The organism is Sphingobium sp. CR28, from assembly GCF_052327305.1.
GTDB lineage: Bacteria > Pseudomonadota > Alphaproteobacteria > Sphingomonadales > Sphingomonadaceae > Sphingobium.
The window spans coordinates 1,952,999-1,972,411 of record NZ_CP182486.1 but is presented as its reverse complement, the minus strand read 5'-3'; the positions used below and the strand labels follow the sequence as shown (position 1 = coordinate 1,972,411).

The following is a 19,413-nucleotide window of genomic DNA, read 5'->3' as shown; positions in this document are numbered from 1 at the left end:
AGTCTCCCATCCCCATGACAAGGGGACGCGCGGGGCAGCAAGCTCCGCCGCGACAATTGAAAGACATCACTGCATGATCTTCGGGCGCATCAAGCCACTCGACGCCATTCTCGCCACTGCCGAGAAGAAATCCCTCCACAGATCGCTCGGAGCCTTCCAGCTCACCATGCTCGGCATCGGCGCCGTCATCGGCACCGGCATCTTCGTGCTGACCGCCGAGGCCGCGCAGAAGGCCGGGCCGGGCATGATGATCAGCTTCGTCATCGCCGGGTTCGTCTGCGCGGTTGCCGCATTATGCTATGCCGAGATGGCCGCGATGGTGCCGGTCTCCGGCTCCGCCTATACCTACAGCTACGCGGTGATGGGCGAGCTGATCGCCTGGATGGTCGGCTGGGCACTGATCCTCGAATATGCCGTGGCGGCAGGTGCGGTCTCGGTCGGCTGGTCAGGCTATGTCGTGGGGCTTATCGAGCATGCCTTCCACATCGACATACCCGACACGCTGGTGCTGGGGCCGCTCGATGGCGGCCTCATCAACCTGCCGGCCATGTTCATCGCTGGCCTCGTCACCTGGCTGCTCGTCATCGGCACGCGCGAAAGCGCGAGCGTCAACGCCATACTCGTGGCGATCAAGATCACCGCGCTCACATTGTTCGTCGTGCTCGCCCTTCCCGCGATGAATGCCGAGCAGTTCTCGCCCTTCGCGCCGACCGGCTTCATGGGCATCTCGATGGCCGCCGCCTCGATCTTCTTCGCCTATGTCGGCTTCGACGCCGTCTCCACGGCCGCGGAAGAGACCAAGAACCCCCAGCGCAACATGCCGATCGGCCTCATCGGCAGCCTTGCCATCTGCACGATCTTCTACCTGCTCGTCGCCGCCGGCGTGATCGGTGCGCCGGGCCTCTCCACCCAGCCGGTGCGCGACGCCGCCGGCGCGGTGCTGGAGCCGGGCAGCCGCGACCTCGCCCTGCAGTGCGCCGCGCGCGCGGCCGAAGGCTTCAAGGACGTGGTGTGTTCCAAGGAGGCGCTTGCCTTCACCCTGCGTGAGATCGGCTGGCCGCAGATCGGCAATCTGCTCGGCCTCGCGGCCGGTCTGGCACTCCCCTCCGTCATCCTGATGATGATGTTCGGCCAGACCCGCATCTTCTTCGTGATGAGCCGCGACGGCCTGCTGCCCGCCGCCTTCTCGAAGATCCACCCCAAGTTCAACACGCCGCACGTCATCACCATCATCACCGGCGTATTCGTGGCGCTGTTCGCCGCCTTCTTCCCGGTCGGCCAGCTCGCCAACATCTCCAACAGCGGCACGCTGTTCGCCTTCGCGGCGGTCTCGATCGCGGTGATGGTGCTGCGCCGGACCGATCCCACACGCAAGCGCCCGTTCCGCACGCCCGGCATCTTCCTCACCGCGCCGATCGCCATCGCGGGGTGCATCTATCTGTTCGTCAGCCTCGACCATAAGAGCATCATCCTCTTCCTGATCTGGGCCGTCATCGGCCTGGCGGTCTATTTCGCCTACAGCCGCTCGCGCAGCCATGTCGGTCGCGGCATTGTCGACGTGCACGAGGAGGATGCCGACGCCCCGCCGCAGCCGGTGCCGCCGATCGACTGATCCGTCAGCGGGGAGGCATATCCTTGGGACGCAGGGCGGCGCGATTGGGGCGGGTGAAGAGCCGGCCGCGCTCCGCCCACAAGATAAAGCCCAGCGCAATAAGCCCGCAGGCGAGAAAACCCTGAGCAAGCGGGCCGGTCGTGCCGTCGAAGCGCTGCCCGGTGAATGCGCCGATGCAACTGCCCAGCGTCATGCGCGTGAACGTCTGAAAGCTGGAAGCCGAGCCCGCAATGTGACCGAACGGCTCCATGGCGATCGACCCGAAGTTCGCGCCGGTAAAGCCGATCATCCCCATGTTGAGCGCAACAAGAACGAGGAAGAGTAGCAGCGGCTCGGGATGGAGACGAGCCGCGCCGAGCTGGGCCAGGCCGAGCAGAATGAACAGGATGAGCGCGCAATGCGACACCCGCCGTGCGCCGAACCGCATGACGATACGGCTGTTCGAGAAGTTGGCGAGGGCCATGGTGCTCGCCACGCAGGCGAAGGCGATAGGGAAAATACGCGTCGCATCGAACGCCTCGGCAAAGATCTGCTGGGCGCTCATCACGAAGCCGAACATGCCGCCAGTCATCACACCCGCGCCGATCATATAGCCCGCACCGAGCCGATCGGTCACGACCTTGCGCCAGTTCGCAACGATCGCGCGCGGGGCGATCGGCTGCCTGTCCTGCGCGTGCAGCGTCTCGGGCAGGCGCAGCCACCCCCAGATGCCGACAAGCGTGGCGGCGACGGCGAGCACGTGAAAAATCTCCCGCCAGCCGGCCACGGCAAGCACGACTGTGCCAACGGAAGGCGCGATGATGGGCACCGCCATGAAGACGATGAAGACCATGCTCACCAGCTTGGCCATGCGGTCGCCACTGTAGCGATCACGAATTACCGAAACGCAGAGCACGCCCAGGCTCGAGGCGCAGAGGCCATGAAGCACCCGCATGCCCAGCAGCGCCTCGTAGCTGGGCGCAATCGCGCTCGCGAGGCCGAAGAGCGCGCAACAGACGATGCTGCCGAGCAGAATCGGTCGGCGGCCGAACCTGTCCGACAGAGGTCCCGCGACGAGCGACCCGATGGCGTTGGCCAGCAGGTAGGCAGAAACGAGATACTGCATCTGGTTATGGTCGGCGATCGCGAAACTCGCGGCGATCGCCGGGAAGGCAGGCAGCATCGAATCGATCGCGAGGGCATTCAGCGCCATGATCGCGGCCATCAGGGCCACGAACTCGCCGTCATGCATCCGAAATTCGCCGTGTCCGGCCAATGGGGCCGTCTCGGTCGTCATCCCATGTCCTTTCGCCGTGGAAGGGGCCTATGCAACGACCAAGGAGCAAATGCCAGCCCCAGCCCGCAAGGACAGCAGGCATGGCCACCCATAGAAAGCTCTTTGCCGATCGCATGTAATGTTGTAACTTTACCTTTAGCCGGCAGGATCAAAGACGGCCGGCACAAGGAGGGAATGCCATGACCGATCTTGCGCTTGCTCCATCCCGTTTTTCCAGCCGCCGTTCCATCTCGCCGGGCGCACTTGGCGCCGCGATCGCCGTGCATGTCGGCGTCGCCGCGATCGTCATCGCGCTTCCGCCAGAACTGATCCCGGTGGAGAGAATCACGCGGCTCATCGTGACGAACGTGCCAATGCCGCCCGCGCCAAGGCCGGTCGAGAAACCTCGTATCGAGCCGAAAGTGATTGCCACGCATGCCAAGTCCAAACCGCTGGATCAGCGACCGACCGTAATCGACTCCGTTCTCGGCAGTGAGGGGCCACGAATCGGTGGCGAGACCACGAGCGTCGATCCTCCGCCGCCCTATATTCCCTATTTTGAAACCGTCCCGCCGCCCGCTCGGCAACCCGTGCTGACCAGCGCCAGCGCCGATCCGCGCTATGCGGACGCCTTCCAGCCCGCCTATCCACCGGCCAAGCTGCGGCTGGGCGAGGAAGGAAGCTGCACGGTGCGCGTCACCATCGATATGCGGGGCCGCGTGACCAGCGCCTCCGCCGTGCGGAGCAGCGATCCCGCCTTCTGCGCCCCGACCGAACGGCAGGCGCTCTCCAAATGGCGCTTCCGGCCCGCGACTCGTGACGGCGTCGCCATCGCGACCGAGAAAGAGCTGACCGTTCAGTTCCGCATGCAGAACTGAACGCATGGGGGCGGGCGCGGACGGTCCTTTGGGTCGCCTCGCCCGCAGCCTTTGCACGAATCCCCAACTCAGCCTATCTAGGCGCCATGGCCATATTGCCCCGCCCCGTTTCACCGAAGAACGCCTTTGCCGATCTCCTCGACATGTTTCGCGGGGATCGTCCGCATAAATGGCCGATCCTCGGCCTCTCCTGCGCGCTGACCGGCTTCTGGATCTGGGCCTTCTACGTGGACTCCACTCCTCACATCGAGAAGAAGAAGGAAATCATCTACGTCGAGAGCTGGATGGCCGACCGCAAGGACAGCGACGTTATCCGCCAGCAGAAACTGGACCTCGCCAATTATGAGGCGGCGCTGGCAAGCAAGCAGAAGGAGTTCCAGTCCGTCGCCGACACCTTCGGCATCGACTGGCGCAAGGACGAGGCACGCAACCGCGAGCGCAGGCAGGCCATCATCGCGGCGATCAACAAGCAGCTCGACCAGCGCCTTGCCACGGCGGAAGCCCGCGAAAACCAGAAGCCCGGAGCCCGCTGACTTGGCAAGCGACGAGGCGTGGCTGGCGGCCGCGATTCGCCTGTCTTACCGATCCTATGGGCGAACCTGCCCCAGCCCGAATGTCGGCTGCATCATCGTTAATGACGACGGCCGCGTGCTCGGGCGTGGGGTCACGTCGCCGGGCGGGCGCCCTCATGCCGAGGCAATAGCACTCGCGCAGGCAGGCGACGCGGCACGCGGCGCGACCGCTTATGTCAGCCTGGAGCCCTGCGCCCATGTCTCGCCACGCGGGCCATGCTGCACTGATCTGCTGATCGACGCCGGGATCGCGCGCGTCGTGATCGCCCTGCAAGACCCTGATCCGCGCACGAACGGCGCAGGCATCGCCCGACTGCGCGAAGCGGGAATCACCGTACAATCCAGACTGATGGAGCGCGAAGCGAAGCGGGCTATGGCGGGCTTTCTCGCGCGGCAGGGCCGGAGTCGCCCTTTCGTGACGCTCAAGCTCGCCACGTCGCTCGACGGCTGCATCGCACTGGCGGATGGCACCAGCCGCTGGATCACTGGCCCTGCGGCACGCGCGCACGCGCATGTCGAGCGCGCGAACCACGAGCTGATTCTCGTGGGCCGGGGCACGCTGAAAGCGGATGCGCCGCGACTGGACGTCCGCCTGCCCGGTCTCGAGTCGCACAGCCCGACGCCGGTTCTACTGAGTTCGGACAGTCGTAACGTCCCGGACGGCTGGTCGCGCATTGCGGCGCCGGAGGAGATCGGGACTATGACCCTGCCCGGCGACCATCTGCTCGTCGAAGGCGGGGCGAAGACGGCAGCGGCTTTCCTTGCCGCCGACCTTGTCGACCGCCTGCTGCTCTACCGCGCGCCGATCCTGATCGGGACCGGGAAGCCGGGGCTGGGCGACATTGGCCTCGCTAGCCTTTCCGAGGCGCATGGCCGCTGGCGACTGGAGGACAGCCGCATATTCGGCCCCGACCGGCTGGAGGTTTACGAGCGGATGCGGGCGGCATAGAGCATCGCAACCAACCCTGCCCGCTTGGGGCAAGCGAAGATCATTGGACCGCACACCCATGTTCACTGGCATCGTCACCGACATCGGAACCATCCAGACAGCCGAGCAGCGCGGCGACCTGCGCCTCGTCATCGGCTGCGCCTACGAGATGGACGGGGTCGCCATCGGCGCCTCCATTGCCTGCTCGGGCGTTTGCCTCACTGTGGTGGAGAAGGGACCGGACTGGTTTGCCGTGGACCTCTCCGCCGAGACGGTGGCGCGGAGCGCTCCGGGTCTGTGGGCGGAAGGGCAGCGGCTCAATCTGGAGCGCGCGCTCAAGGTGGGGGACGAGCTGGGCGGTCACATCGTCACTGGCCATGTCGATGGCGTGGGGACTGTGCTGCGCGTCCGGCAGGAAGGCGATTCGCACCGGGTAGATATTGCGGTGCCACCGGCAATCGCGGCTTATGTGGCGCCCAAGGGATCGATCGCCGTGAATGGCGTTTCCCTGACAGTGAACGCCGTGACGGACGATGAACGCGGCACCGTCTTCGGTTTCAACATGATCCCTCACACCGCGCAGGTGACGACGCTGGGCAGTCTGGCGGCGGGAAGCGCCGTCAATCTCGAGATCGACGTATTGGCGCGCTATCTGGGGCGGATGCAATCGCTGCTTGGGACGACAGTAGCCAAATAATCTTGGTCGATCACATTTTAATGTGATACCAACACCGTCATGGACATCGAAGTCATCTCGCAGGCCCGCACATTGGTGCGCGAAGGCACCATGTCTCGCTCCGGGCTTGCCCGTGCGGCGGGCCTCCATGCCAACAGTCTCCGCCGTCTCGACGAAGCGGACTGGAACCCCACGGTCGAGACGCTGGGCAAGCTGCAGGACTATCTCCATGCCCGCGCGCATGGCACCGCGCTCGCCTCCGCCGAGGAAATCATAAACGAAGCGCGCAATGGCCGCATGTTCATCCTGGTGGATGACGAGGACCGCGAGAACGAAGGCGATCTCGTCATCCCCGCGCAGATGGCTACGCCCGACGCAATCAACTTCATGGCGACGCACGGGCGTGGGCTCATTTGTCTCGCGCTCTCCAGAACGCGGGTCGAGCAACTCGGCCTCGATCTGATGAGCCGCAACAACGGCACGCGCCACGAGACGGCATTCACCATCTCGATCGAAGCGCGCGACGGCGTCACCACCGGGATCAGCGCTGCCGACCGGGCGCGCACCATCTCCGTGGCCATCGACGCCGCAAAAGGCCGCGAGCATATCGTCACGCCGGGCCATGTCTTCCCGCTGGTCGCGCAGGACGGCGGCGTGCTGGTCCGCGCCGGCCACACCGAGGCCGCCGTGGATGTCGCCCGGCTCGCGGGCCTCACGCCCGCCGGCGTGATCTGCGAGATCATGAAGGACGACGGCGAGATGGCGCGGCTCGACGATCTCATGCTCTTCGCGCAGCGCCACAAGCTCAAGATCGGCACGATTCGCGACCTCATCGCCTATCGCCGCCGCAACGACCACATGATCGAGCGGCGGGCCGAGGCGACCTTCACCAGCCGGTGGGGCGGCGAGTGGCGCGCCATCACCTTCTTCAACCACGCCTCGCGAACCGAGCAGATCGCCCTTATCAAGGGCCAAATCTCCCCAGACAGTCCGGTGCTTGTCCGCATGCACCAGATCTCGATCTTCTCGGATGTGTTCGGCGAGGAAGGTTCGCGCGCGGGCCTGCTCGGCCGCGCCATGGAGATGATCGCCGAGGCGGGAGCCGGCATCGTCGTCGTGCTCATCCGGCCGGATACGGATCGCTTCGCCCGACAAATGGCGGAGCGCGAGACGCCGGGCGGGCCAGGCGGCATGACCGACGAGCTGCGCAATTATGGCACGGGCGCGCAGATCCTCTCCGAACTGGGCGTGCACGACATGATCCTGCTCACCAACAGCAACTATAATCTCGTCGCACTCGACGGTTACGACCTCTCCGTCGTCGAGCAGCGGCCCATTCCGCTCGACTGACGCGCAGCGCAAAAGGACAGACACTCATGGCCAAGTTTCTCATCGTGGAAGCGCGCTTCTACGGCCACCTCAACGACATGCTGATCGAAGGCGCCAAGGCCGCGCTGGAGGATGCAGGGCACAAGGCGGACGTCATCACCGTGCCGGGCGCGCTCGAAATCCCCGGCGCCATCGCCATGGCGGCGGAAAGCGGGCGCTATGACGGCTTCGTCGCTTTAGGCGTAGTCATCCGGGGTGAGACTTATCACTTCGAAGTGGTCTCAAACGAGAGCGCGCGGGGGCTGATGGCGCTCACAATGGATGGCATCGCCATCGGCAACGGCATCCTCACCGTGGAAAACGAAGCGCAGGCGATCGTCCGTGCCGACCCCGCGCAGAGCGACAAGGGCGGCGGGGCTGCGAAGGCAGCGATCGGGATGTTCGACCTCGCGCAGAAACTGGCGGGCTGAAACGCCAAACGGCGGCGCCCTGAAGACGCCGCCGTCCGTGAACAATGTTATCAGGCCGGCACGGCGACCGGATAATCCGTGTAGCCCTCATCCCCCTGACTATAGAATGTCGAGGGGTTCGGCGCGTTCAGCGGCGCGCCGGTGCGGATGCGCGACACCAGATCGGGGTTGGCGATGAAGGGCCGCCCGAAGGCAATCGCATCCGCCTCACCGGCAGCGACCGTCGCAGCGGCCCGATCCGCCGTATAATCACCGTTGAGAATGAGCGCGCCAGTGAAGTGCTTGCGAATGACGGGCGCCAGCGGCGCCTGATCGCTGGGGCGGAACGTGCCGCCTGGACGCGATTCGCGCAGGTGCAGATAGGCGAGGCCGATCTTCTCCAGCTCGGTCGCGACATAAGCGAAGAGCGGCTCGGGATTGCTGTCGATAACGCCCTGCGCGTCGCCATTGGGCGAAAGGCGCAAGCCCGTGCGATCCGCGCCGACCACGCCCACCACGGCGTTCACGACCTCGAACAGAAGCCGCGCCCGATTCTCGATCGAGCCGCCATAGTCGTCCGTGCGCGCATTGGTGCCGTCCCGCAGGAACTGGTCGATGAGGTAGCCATTGGCGCCGTGAATCTCGACCCCGTCAAAGCCCGCTTCGAGAGCATTGCGCGCCGCCTTGCGATAATCTTCCAGCAGTCCCGGAATCTCTTCAACGCCGAGCGGCCGGGCCTGCTCATAGGGCTGGTTGCCCTCATAGGTATGCGCATGGTCCGGCGCGGTCGTGGCGCTGGACGAGACGGGCTGCTCGCCCGTGACCGAGGAATGCACCACGCGGCCCATGTGCCAGAGTTGCGCGACGATGCGCCCGCCCGCCTCGTGCACTGCGGCCGTGATCGGCTTCCATGCCTCGACCTGCGCGGCGTTCCACAGGCCCGGCGCATAAGGCCAGCCCAGCCCCTGCGGGCTGATGCCCGTCGCCTCGCTGATGATGAGACCGGCGGAGGCGCGCTGCGCGTAATAGGTCGCCATGCGCGGGGTCGGCACATGGTCCCGGGTGCTGCGCGCCCGCGTGAGGGGCGCCATGACGATGCGATTGGGCAGGGAAAGCGCACCGGCTGCAAGTGGCGCGAAGAGAGAAGCGGAATCTGTCATACCAAACGTCTCCTGAAGACGGGGATCCTGAACGGCCAGTCGCCAAATCAGTTTCAAGTTGAAACGGGACTTGCCGATGCCGCTGAGCTAGGGACCGGCAATGTCGCCGTCAATCTCGCACAGATCAAGAATGGCTTTCCCTGTCCAAGGCCTGGCTTTCGTCGCACTCATCCTCGGCAACATCGCCCTCGCCAACGGCCCGTGGCTCGTGCGCGTTTCCGATACCGGGCCAATCGCGGCGGGTTTCTGGCGAATGATGCTCGCGCTGCCGGTGCTGCTGATCTTCGCCGCGCGGGAAAAGGCGCCAGCGCTCGTCGGCCAGAAGCGGCTGATCGGCCTCGTCATGCTCGGCGGCATCTTCTTCGCGCTCGACCTGGCGAGCTGGCATGTCGGCATTCTTCAGACCAAGCTCGCCAATGCGACCCTCTTCGGGAATTGCACCAGCCTGATCCTGCCGCTGGTCGCCATCGCGGTGACGCGCACATGGCCAACCCGGCTGCAATGGATCGCCCTCGCCATCGCGCTGGCTGGCGCCCTGCTGCTGATGGGCAGCAGCTACGAGGCGTCGCGCGACCATCTGGTGGGCGATCTGCTCTGCGTTCTCGCCGGGCTTTTCTACGTCGGCTATCTGCTGGTGATGCAGTCGGCGCGCCGGACACTGCCGACGTGGTGGCTGCTCGCGCTCTCGACCGCCGCCTGTGCGCCTGTGGTGCTGCTCATGGCAGTCGCCGCAGGCGAGCGCATCATGCCGCGAAACTGGCTACCGCTGATCGGTATCGCCCTTGTCAGCCAGATTATCGGTCAGGGGTTGCTCACTTATGCGCTGCCGCACTTCACGCCGCTCGTCATTGGCCTTGCGCTGCTCACCCAGCCCGTCGTCAGCGCGATCATCGGCTGGATCGGCTTTGGAGAAACGCTGTCAGCCATCGATTTCGCTGGAGCGGCCATCATTGCCTTCGCGCTGGTGCTGGTGCGCCTTCCTGCTGGAGCGCCGCAAGCGAAACCGCTAGAAGACGAGGCATGAGCGCTCCTGCCCCCGCACCCTCCGGCCTCGCGCCGGACGAAACCCTCGACGCCCTCCGCCTGCGACTGGCGCCGGGAATCGCCGCAAATGCCGCCTTCGACGGGTGGGGCAAGGCGGCTCGGGACATGGCCGCCGATCAGGCAGGCGTCGACCGGGACGTGGCCGCGCTGGCCTTCGACGGCGGGACAATGGCAATGATCGATGCCTGGTTCGCCAGCATAGACACCGCGATGCTCGAAGCCCTGCCCATCGAGGCGCTGGCAGCAATGAAGATCCGCGAGCGCATCACCAGCCTCGTCGAGGCCCGGCTCACTCTGCTGGCGCCGCAGCGCGAATCGCTTCGTCGCGCGCAGGCCATTTTGGCCCGGCCCGGCAATGTCGCCCATGGCATGAAGCTCGGCTGGCGCGCGGCGGACGTGATGTGGCGCGCAGCGGGGGATAAGGCGACCGACTATAATCACTACACCAAGCGGACGATGCTGGGCGCCGTCTATGCCGCCACGCTGCTTGTGTTCGTCAACGACGAGAGCGAAGCCTTCGCCGAAAGCCGCGCTTTCCTCGCCCGGCGAATCGAAGGGATCATGCGGTTCGAAAAGGCCAAGGCGAGCTTCACTGGTCGTGCCGATAATCATTTCAGCATGACGCGGTTCCTGGGACGATTGCGCTACCCTGCGCGATGAAGGATTGCGCCAATGAAGCGATATTGATAATCGGTCGCAATTCCGATGTCCTGAGAGTTCCCGTTTCCCGTGCGCTTACCGTCCCTCCCTCCTCGCACAACAGCCCATATCGATCATGTGGACTGGGCCGCGCTCTCCACCGAGGAAGGTCGCCGGCTTCGCGAACTCGGCCTTGAAGAAGGCGTGGAGATCGAGCTGCTGCATCGGAGCGGCTGGCTCGGGCGTGGACCCATTGCCTGTCGCGTCGGCCGCATGATCGTCGCGATGCGCTCCAATCATGCCGACGCGGTCAGCGTCCGTCCTGTGAGCGATGAAGGCGCAAGCAAGCCATGAGCGCGCTGCCCCTCATTGCCCTGGTCGGCAACCCCAATGCCGGGAAGAGCGCGCTCTTCAACGCGCTGACCGGTGCACGGCAGAAGGTCGGCAACTATCCCGGTGTCACGGTGGAGCGCAAACTCGGGCGCGTGGACCTGCCCGATGGACGCAGCGCCGACATCGTCGATCTGCCGGGCACCTATTCGCTGACGCCGTCGAGCCCTGACGAGCAAGTCACGCGCAACGTGATTTTGGGGCAGCAGGCAGGCGAAAAGCGGCCCGACATTCTGGTCGTCGTCGTCGATGCCGCCAATCTCGACAATCATCTGCGCTTCGCGCTGGAACTGATCGCGCTGGGCCAGCCCACGGTCGTGGCGCTCAACATGGTCGACCTTGCCGCGCGCGACGGGCTGGAGATCGATCCGGCGATTCTCGCGGCGGAGCTGGGCGTGCCCGTGATCCCGACAGTGGCGGTGCGCAAGCGCGGCCTCGACGAGTTGCGCGCCAAGCTGGTCGAACTCGCGCCTTTCACGCTGCCGGCCGGAGAGGCAAAGTCCGTCCCCGCCCTCGACGCAACGGGAGACGAGGCGGCGACACGGCGGGAAGCGCGACGCATCGCGCGCGCGGCGATCGTCTCCGAGACGGCGAGCCGTCGCCTCTCCGGCGCCGTGGACAAGGTGGCGCTCCATCCCGTTTTTGGCCCGCTCATTCTGCTCGCGCTGCTGTTCGTGATTTTCCAGGCCGTGTTCAGCTGGTCGGAAGCGCCGATCGCAATGATCGAAGACGCTTTCGCGGCGCTTCAGGGCGTCGTGGAGGAAACTCTGCCCGATGGGTTCTTCCGGGGCCTGATCGTCGAAGGCCTTATCAACGGCGTCGGCTCAGTCCTCGTTTTCCTGCCGCAAATCCTCATTCTCTTCTTCTTCATCCTGATGCTGGAAGCGACGGGCTACATGACCCGCGCCGCTTTCCTTATGGACGGGCTTATGGCGCGCGTCGGACTCTCGGGCCGGGCGTTCATCCCGCTGCTCTCCAGCTTTGCCTGCGCAGTGCCGGGCATCATGTCGACGCGCACGATTGCCGACCCGAAGGACCGGCTCACCACCATCCTGATCGCACCGCTCATGACCTGCTCGGCGCGGCTGCCGGTCTACACCCTCATCATTGGCGCGTTCATCCCCAACACGAACGTGGGCGGCGGTATCGGGCTGCAGGGCCTCGTGCTTTTCGGCCTCTATGTCGCGGGCATTGCCGGCGCCCTGCTGGCCGCAGCCGTGCTGCGGATGAGCGTGGCAAAGGGCAAGAGCAGCGGCTTCCTGATGGAGCTTCCCAAATATCAGATGCCGCTGCTGCGCGACGTGCTGATCGGCCTGTGGCAGCGCGCCGCGATTTTCCTCAAGCGCGCCGGCACGATCATCTTCGGTACGACGGTGGTGTTGTGGCTGTTGCTCTCCTACCCTAAACCGCCCGAGGGCAGTGACGTGGGCGCCGTGGACTATAGCGCGGCGGGCCGGGTTGCTCACGCGCTGGAACCGATCGTTCGGCCCATCGGCTTCAATCACGATATCGCGCTGGCGCTCATTCCCGCCATGGCCGCGCGTGAGGTCGCTGTTGCGGCGCTTGCCACTGCTAACGCCATCGACGCTGGCGACGACGAGGACGCAACCGCTAGGTCGCTGGCGGAACGGCTGAAAGGGCGCTGGTCCCTGCCGACCGCGCTGGCCTTCCTCGCCTGGTTCGTGTTCGCGCCGCAATGCATCTCCACCATCGCCGTGACGAAGCGCGAGACGAACGGCTGGCGTTGGCCGCTCTTCATGCTCGGCTATCTCTTCGCGCTTGCCTATATAGCCGCGGGCATCACCTACTGGACGGCGCGGGCAGCGGGACTCTGAACGCGCGCGCCTTGGCACTAGACGGGGCGCAGTGCCGGGTTATAAGCGGCCCCCATCCCAGCCCTTCAGCAGAAAGCATTGAGCCATGTCCGGCAGCGTCAACAAGGTCATTCTCGTCGGAAATCTGGGGGCTGACCCGGAAGTGAAGAGCTTCTCCAATGGTGGCCGCATCTGCAATCTACGCATCGCCACCAGCGAGAACTGGACCGACCGTGCAAGCGGGGAACGCCGCGAACGCACTGAGTGGCACAGTGTCGTCATTCGCTCCGACGGTTTGATCGGCGTGGCCGAGCGCTACCTGAAGAAGGGTAAGAAGGTCTATATTGAGGGCCAGCTTCAGACCCGCAAATGGCAGGACCAGAACGGCCAGGACCGCTACTCGACAGAAGTCGTGCTTTCCGGCCCCGGCTCGGTGATGACCATGCTGGACGGCGCGCAAGGTGGTGGCGGACAAGGCGGCGGTGGCGGCCGCAGCGAAGGCTGGAACCAGGGTGGTGGCGATTCGGGCGGTTATGGCAATCGCTCGGGCGGTGCCTCCGGCGGTGCCGGGTCGTCTGGTGGCGGCCGGACTTTCAATGACGGCTTCGACGATGACGAGATCCCGTTTTAGTCCGTCAGAACCTTACGGAAAGCCTCGCCCCACCCGTCTACAAAATACGACAAAATAGACGTTGCCACATTAGGAAGAAGCAGCGCATCTAGCATTCAGCGTAATTTTCTGTTTCTCAAAACTCGACCGGGCGAAATAAGTTGGCGAAGCTGTGGACTGAAGCCGGCAAGATCTGCCGAGCTGCAACAATATGCGTTGTGCTGCCGTTGGCGGCATGCGGAGGGGGCAGCAAAGAGGAGGGGGGCCAAAGACGCGGTGCTCAGGGGCCCCTGAGCGTCGGCTTCGTGGTCGTGAAATCCAGCAGCGTGCCGGTCGTCGCCGATCTGCCGGGGCGTACCGTCGCCTTTCAAAGCTCGCAAGTGCGCCCGCAGGTCAGCGGCGTCATCCAGCGCCGCTTCTTCAAGGAAGGCTCGCTGGTTCGTCAGGGCCAGACCCTCTACCAGATCGATCCTCAGCTTTATCGCGCCGCCGTCAATCAGGCGGAAGCCAACTTCCAGAGCGCGCAGGCGACAGCCTCCGCAGCCTCTGTCCGCGCCGAACGCTTGAAGCCGCTGGCCGAAATGGAAGCAGTCTCCAAGCAGGATTACACCGACGCCAACGCCACCGCGCTGCAGGCAAAGGCAAGCGTCGCGCAGACCCGCGCGCAGCTGGAGACGGCGCGGATCAACCTGCGCTTCAGCACGGTTCCCGCGCCGATCACCGGACGCATCGGCCGCTCGCTCTTTACCGAGGGCGCGCTGGTAACGGTCAACCAGGCCGATCCACTGGCAACGATCCAGCGGCTCGACCCGATCTTCGTCGATATCCAGCAGTCGAGCGCGGATCTGCTCGCGCTGCGCCGGTCGATCAGTCAGGGCGGGCTCTCCGCCACGCAGGCGCGCGTGAAGCTGCTGCTCGAAGACGGCAGCAACTACGGACCGACCGGCACCATCGAATTCTCCGAAGTGACTGTCGATCCCTCGACCGGCACCGTGACGCTCCGCGCGACCTTCCCCAATCCGGACGGAGTGCTGCTGCCCGGCATGTTCGTGCGCGCCCAGTTCGATCAGGCAATCAACACGCGCGCGATTCTCGTGCCCCAGGAAGCCGTCACGCGACAGGCGACCGGCGAAGCCAGCGTCTTCCTCGTTGGGCCGGGGAACAAAGCCGTGCGACGCGTCATCACCATCCAGCGCGCCGACGGCGCCAACTGGGTCGTGACCGACGGCCTCAAGGCGGGCGACAAGGTGATCGTGCAAGGCACTGGCCAGTTGCGCCCCGATGCCCCGATCAAGCCCGTGCCGGCGGACACCCCGCAACGCGCCGAGCCACCCAAGCGGGGGCAGCGCGGTCCGGGCGCCACGCCAGACAAGCGGGGCTGAGCCAGAGCAATGTCGCGCATATTCATTGATCGCCCGATTTTCGCATGGGTGATCGCCATCATCACCATGCTGGCCGGAATCGGCGCGATTTTCTCGCTGCCCAAGGCGCAATATCCTGACGTCGCGCCGCCGCAGGTGAATATTCGCGCGAGCTATCCCGGCGCATCCGCCGAGACACTCCAGAACTCCGTGACGCAGGTTCTGGAGCAGCAGCTCACCGGCATCGACGGGCTGCTTTTCTTCAGCTCCAGCTCCAGCTCGCGCGGCCAGGTGACGATCTCCGCCACCTTCACGCAGGGTACGGACCCGGACATTGCCCAGGTTCAGGTCCAGAACCAGATTCAGTCGGCAATCGCGCGCCTGCCCCAGCAGGTGCAGCAGCAGGGCATTCGCGTCTCCAAGTCCAACCCGGACTCGCTGCTGCTCGTCGGCACCTATGACGAGACCGGCACGCGCACCAATCGCGACGTCGCCGACTATCTCACGTCGAACATTCAGGATTCGCTCTCGCGCATCGAGGGTGTGGGCGACGTCAACGTCTTCGGTTCGCCCTATGCGATACGCATCTGGCTGAACCCCGAGCGACTGGTCAGCTATCAGCTGATGCCCGGCGACGTCATCACTGCCATCCAGAACCAGAATACCGAGGTCGCGGCAGGCGAACTGGGCGGGCAACCCATGCCGCCGGAGCAGATGCTCAACGCGACTGTCACGGCGCAGTCGCGCCTGCAGACGCCCGAGCAGTTCCGCAACATCATCCTCAAGACCCAGCCCAATGGCGCAACGGTGCGCGTGGGCGATGTGGCGCGGGTCGAGATGGGCGCGGAAAACTATAATCAGGTCAGCAAGATCAACGGCTATCCGGGCGCGGGCATGTCCATCAGCCTGGCTCCCGGCGCGGACGCGCTCAAGACATCCGATGCGGTCAAAGCCGAGGTCGAGCGTCTCTCCAAGGGTTTCCCTCCCGGCCTTAAATTCGCCTATGCCAATGACACGACCGACTTCATCCGCCTCTCCATCGACGAGGTGGTGAAGACGCTGCTCGAAGCGATCGTGCTCGTCGTGCTGGTGATGTTCGTGTTCCTGCAGAGCTGGCGCGCGACGCTCATCCCCACCATCGCGGTGCCGGTGGTGCTGCTGGGCACATTCGCCGTCTTCTATGTTGCCGGCTTCTCGATCAATACGCTCACTCTGTTCGGGCTCGTGCTTGCCATCGGCCTGCTGGTCGACGACGCGATCGTCGTGGTGGAGAATGTCGAGCGTCTGCTGGAAGAGAATCCCGGCATGTCGCCGCGCGAGGCGACGATTCAGTCCATGAAGGAAATTCAGGTCGCGCTCGTCGCGATTGCCGTCGTGCTCTCCGCCGTGTTCGTCCCCATGGCGTTTTTCGGCGGGTCCACCGGCGTCATTTACCGGCAATTCTCCCTCACCATCGTGGCGTCGATGGTGCTCTCGGTCTTCGTGGCGCTGATCCTCAGCCCCGCGCTCACCGCCACGCTGCTCAAACCCAGCCTGCCGCATGGCCAGGAGCCACCGCCATCCTTCCTTGAACGCCGGTTCCCGCGCATTGCCGGCTGGATGAAATCGGGAAGCGAACGCTTCAATCGTGGTTTCGAGCGCGGCGTCGAGCGGTACACCGCCAGCATCACTTATGTCGTCGACCGCAAATGGATTTTCCTCGCGATCTACGCTGTCGTCGTCGCGATCCTTGCGATCATGTTCCTGCGCCTGCCCACGGGCTTCCTGCCAACCGAGGATCAGGGCGCGGCGCAAATCCAGTTCCGCCTGCCGGCGGGCGCGACCCAGCCCCGCGCTCTGACGGTGCAGCAGGAAATCGAGCGCTACTTCCTCAATCACGAGCAGAAGTACATGAAGACCCTCTTCATCTCCGCTGGCGGCGGCGGCGGTGGCGGAACCGGCCAGAATGCCGGTCAGGGCTTCATCAACTTCGCCGACTGGTCGGAGCGCACCGGTGAACGCGGCAGTGCCGAAGCGATTGCACGGCGGGCCACCGCAGCGTTCCGCGGACTGCGCGATGCACAGGTCTTCGTGCTCCTGCCCCCGGCCGTGCGTGGCCTTGGCCAGTCGAGCGGCTTCAACATGCAATTCCAGAATGTGAGCGGGCTCAGCCGCGAGGAATTCATCGCGGCGCGCGACAGGCTGGTTGCGGCAGCGGAGCGCGACCCCATGCTGACCGGCGTGCGCCTAAGCGATCTGCCTGATGTGGCGACGCTTCAGGTCGAAATCGACCAGCAGAAGCTCGCAGCCCTCGGCCTCAGTCAGGGCGACGTCAACAACACCCTTTCGACCGCATGGGGCGGCCGCTACGTCAACGACTTCATCGACCGTGGCCGTGTGAAGCGCGTGTTCGTTCAGGGCGATGCGCCCTATCGCTCCAAGCCCGAGGATCTCAGCGCATGGTTCGTGCGCGGATCGGGCGGAAACATGGCGCCCTTCTCGTCCTTCGCGCATACGCAATGGTCGGCCGCACCCACCACGATCGCCCGGTTCAACGGCATCCCGTCCTTCGAGATTCAGGGGCAGGCCGCGCCCGGCGTCAGCTCCGGCGAAGCGATGGACCGCATTGCCGCGCTTGCCGCCGAAGAGCCCGGCACAGCCGTCGCATGGTCCGGCGTGTCGTTCCAGGAGCGGCTCTCCTCCGGACAAGCGCCGCTGCTTTACGGTCTGTCGTTGCTCGTCGTGTTCCTGTGCCTCGCCGCGCTCTATGAGAGCTGGTCGGTGCCGGTCGCGGTGCTGCTGGTCATTCCGCTCGGCCTCGTCGGCGCGGTCTTCGCAGTGACGCTGCGTGGTCTAGAGAACGACGTCTATCTGCAGATCGGACTGCTGACGACCATGGGCCTCGCCGCGAAGAACGCGATCCTCATGATCGAGTTCGCGGAGCAGGAAGAGAAGAAGGGTCGGCGCGTGATCGAGGCTGCAATCGAAGCGGCAAGACTGCGCATCCGCCCGATCCTGATGACCAGCCTTGCCTTCATCTTCGGCGTGCTGCCGCTGGCGATTTCTACCGGCGCCGGCGCCAACAGCCGCGTCGCCATCGGCACGGCGGTGATCGGCGGCATGTTGACCGCCACGGTCCTGGCAATCTTCTATATTCCGCTCTTCTTCATTCTCGTCCGCCGCTCGGCGCGCGACGGGCTCGCCAAGTTGCGCGGTCGCCCGACCGGCTATCAGGGAGCGGCACAGTGATCCGCCGCACCCGCATAGCCGCGCTCGCCCTGCTCGGCAGTTGCGCGCTCGCAGGCTGCACCATGGCGCCGCGCTACAAGCAGCCCGACCTGCCCGTGCCGCCGTCATGGCCGGTGGGCGATGCCTATCTCCAGCAGAGCGAGGCAGACCTGCCGCGCGTTTCCTATCGCGACATCTTCGCTGATCCCCGGTTGCAGACGCTGCTGGATCAGGCGCTCGCGAACAACCGCAACCTGCGCGTGGCGGCTGCGAACGTCGCCGTCGCCCGTGGGCAGTACCGCGCCCAGCGCGGCGCTCTCTTCCCCGCAATCAACCTGACTGACAGCGTGACGCGGCGGGACAATGGCGGATCGGGTGCGGCAACTGGCGGCGGCGTCGTCATTCCAGGCTCCGGCGCGACCACGCTCTATTCAGTCAATCTGGGTGTCACCGGCTACGAGCTCGACCTTTTTGGGCGCATTCAATCGCTGACCAACGCAGCGCAGGACCGCTATTTCGCGCAGGAAGCCGCCTCGCGCGCTGCACGCCTCTCGATGGTCGGCGAGCTTGCCTCCGCATGGGCAATATATGGCGCGGACCGCGCGCTGCTGAAGGTCGCCGAGGAAACGGTCGCCAGCGCCGAACGCAGCGTGTCGCTGACGCGCGCCCGCCTGAACGGCGGGATCGCGCCGCGCACTGACCTGCGCCAGGCCGAGCAGATCCTCGAGACGGCACGTGCTTCCATCGCGGAGCAGAAGACTGCCATCGCGCAGGATCTGAACGCCATCCAGCTCATTGTCGGCGCGCCCGTCGATCCAGCCTTGCTGCCCGAAGACATGAGCGCCGTGATTGCGGCCTTTAAGGCGCCACGCGCTGGCCTCGATTCCACGATCCTGCTGCGTCGCCCCGATGTGGTGCAGGCGGAATATCTGCTGCGCGCCGCGAACGCCCAGATCGGCGCAGCCCGCGCCGCGCTCTTCCCACGCCTGACGCTGACCGGCGTGCTCGGCTTCGCCAGCAATGCACTGAGCTCGCTCTTCGACAGCAACCAGTTCAACTATTCCGGAACGGGCAGCGCGGCCTACTCCATCTTTGCCGGCGGCACTGCGCGGGCTGGCCTCGCCGTCTCAAAGGCGCAGCGCGACGCGGCACTTGCCAGCTATGAGCGTGCCATCCAGACGGCCTTCCGCGATGTGTCGGACGCGCTGGCGCGCCGTGGCACTATCAACGAGCAACTCCGCGCCAATCGCACGTCAGCGGAAGCCAGTGAGGACAATTTCCGCCTAGCGGATGCGCGCTACCGGGGCGGTATCGACAATTTCCTCACCAGCCTCGACGCGCAGCGCTCGCTCTTTAATGCGCGGCGCACGCTCGTGAACGCGCAGCTTGCTGACGCTGTGAATACCGCGACGCTCTACACGAGTCTGGGTGGCGACGATTTTTCGGGGCCGCCGCCGGGCAGACGTCCAGCAACCGAACAGTAATCGCT

The 19,413-nt window shown here is 65.3% G+C and carries 17 protein-coding genes; 15 read left to right on the top strand and 2 right to left on the bottom strand.

The features are described from left to right. The first annotated feature begins 73 nt into the window (after positions 1-73). The gene (locus ACNAOH_RS09440) at positions 74-1,612 is read left to right on the top strand and encodes an amino acid permease (protein ID WP_443969937.1); all 1,539 of its coding nucleotides are present in this window, start codon (positions 74-76) and stop codon (positions 1,610-1,612) included. Between the two features lie 4 nt (positions 1,613-1,616). Here the strand turns inward: ACNAOH_RS09440 and ACNAOH_RS09435 are convergent, their stop codons facing one another. Then, positions 1,617-2,888 (bottom strand): multidrug effflux MFS transporter, encoded by a 1,272-nt coding sequence (locus ACNAOH_RS09435; protein ID WP_443969936.1) that lies wholly within the window; start codon positions 2,886-2,888, stop codon positions 1,617-1,619. Between the two features lie 179 nt (positions 2,889-3,067). Here ACNAOH_RS09435 and ACNAOH_RS09430 point away from each other — a divergent pair, with 179 nt between their 5' ends. The 6 genes from ACNAOH_RS09430 to ribH all read left to right on the top strand — a co-directional run bounded on the left by ACNAOH_RS09430 (position 3,068) and on the right by ribH (position 7,720). Beyond that, on the top strand, positions 3,068-3,745 hold the full coding sequence (locus tag ACNAOH_RS09430) for a TonB family protein (protein WP_443969935.1): 678 nt from the start codon (positions 3,068-3,070) through the stop codon (positions 3,743-3,745). A gap of 86 nt (positions 3,746-3,831) precedes the next feature. Next, on the top strand, positions 3,832-4,278 hold the full coding sequence (locus ACNAOH_RS09425) for a hypothetical protein (RefSeq protein ID WP_443969934.1): 447 nt from the start codon (positions 3,832-3,834) through the stop codon (positions 4,276-4,278). Position 4,279: 1 nt separating this feature from the next. Further along, the gene (gene ribD / locus ACNAOH_RS09420; RefSeq protein WP_443969933.1) at positions 4,280-5,266 is read left to right on the top strand and encodes a bifunctional diaminohydroxyphosphoribosylaminopyrimidine deaminase/5-amino-6-(5-phosphoribosylamino)uracil reductase RibD; all 987 of its coding nucleotides are present in this window, start codon (positions 4,280-4,282) and stop codon (positions 5,264-5,266) included. Between the two features lie 58 nt (positions 5,267-5,324). Next, a complete protein-coding gene (locus tag ACNAOH_RS09415; protein WP_443972097.1) occupies positions 5,325-5,942 on the top strand; it encodes a riboflavin synthase in 618 nt (205 codons plus the stop codon). 39 nt (positions 5,943-5,981) lie between these two features. Beyond that, positions 5,982-7,271, top strand: a complete 1,290-nt coding sequence (gene ribB / locus ACNAOH_RS09410) for a 3,4-dihydroxy-2-butanone-4-phosphate synthase (protein ID WP_443969932.1) — start codon at positions 5,982-5,984, stop codon at positions 7,269-7,271. Between the two features lie 26 nt (positions 7,272-7,297). After that, entirely contained in the window at positions 7,298-7,720 is a 423-nt protein-coding gene (gene ribH, locus ACNAOH_RS09405; RefSeq protein ID WP_443969931.1) for a 6,7-dimethyl-8-ribityllumazine synthase, read from the top strand. A 50-nt stretch (positions 7,721-7,770) separates the two neighbouring features. Here ribH and ACNAOH_RS09400 read toward each other — a convergent pair whose 3' ends face one another. Then, a complete protein-coding gene (locus tag ACNAOH_RS09400; protein WP_443969930.1) occupies positions 7,771-8,859 on the bottom strand; it encodes an alkene reductase in 1,089 nt (362 codons plus the stop codon). Between the two features lie 130 nt (positions 8,860-8,989). Between ACNAOH_RS09400 and ACNAOH_RS09395 the strand changes: the two genes are divergently transcribed. From ACNAOH_RS09395 to ACNAOH_RS09360, 8 genes are all read left to right on the top strand, one after another. Beyond that, positions 8,990-9,883: a DMT family transporter gene (locus ACNAOH_RS09395; RefSeq protein WP_443969929.1), complete on the top strand. Its 894-nt coding sequence runs from the start codon at positions 8,990-8,992 to the stop codon at positions 9,881-9,883. Beyond that, complete coding sequence (locus tag ACNAOH_RS09390; protein WP_443969928.1) at positions 9,880-10,563, top strand: COQ9 family protein; 684 nt, start codon at positions 9,880-9,882, stop codon at positions 10,561-10,563. The genes ACNAOH_RS09395 and ACNAOH_RS09390 overlap by 4 nt, the downstream gene beginning before the upstream one ends. Before the next feature lie 69 nt (positions 10,564-10,632). Then, the gene (locus tag ACNAOH_RS09385; protein WP_443969927.1) at positions 10,633-10,896 is read left to right on the top strand and encodes a FeoA family protein; all 264 of its coding nucleotides are present in this window, start codon (positions 10,633-10,635) and stop codon (positions 10,894-10,896) included. Then, complete coding sequence (gene feoB, locus ACNAOH_RS09380) at positions 10,893-12,767, top strand: ferrous iron transporter B (RefSeq protein ID WP_443969926.1); 1,875 nt, start codon at positions 10,893-10,895, stop codon at positions 12,765-12,767. Before ACNAOH_RS09385 ends, feoB begins: the two co-directional genes overlap by 4 nt. Positions 12,768-12,852: 85 nt before the next feature. Then, positions 12,853-13,377: a single-stranded DNA-binding protein gene (gene ssb / locus ACNAOH_RS09375; protein WP_443969925.1), complete on the top strand. Its 525-nt coding sequence runs from the start codon at positions 12,853-12,855 to the stop codon at positions 13,375-13,377. 188 nt (positions 13,378-13,565) lie between these two features. Then, complete coding sequence (locus tag ACNAOH_RS09370; protein WP_443972096.1) at positions 13,566-14,738, top strand: efflux RND transporter periplasmic adaptor subunit; 1,173 nt, start codon at positions 13,566-13,568, stop codon at positions 14,736-14,738. Between the two features lie 9 nt (positions 14,739-14,747). Continuing rightward, a complete protein-coding gene (locus tag ACNAOH_RS09365) occupies positions 14,748-17,945 on the top strand; it encodes an efflux RND transporter permease subunit (RefSeq protein WP_443969924.1) in 3,198 nt (1,065 codons plus the stop codon). Then, complete coding sequence (locus ACNAOH_RS09360) at positions 17,942-19,408, top strand: efflux transporter outer membrane subunit (RefSeq protein ID WP_443969923.1); 1,467 nt, start codon at positions 17,942-17,944, stop codon at positions 19,406-19,408. Before ACNAOH_RS09365 ends, ACNAOH_RS09360 begins: the two co-directional genes overlap by 4 nt. Positions 19,409-19,413: the final 5 nt, after the last annotated feature.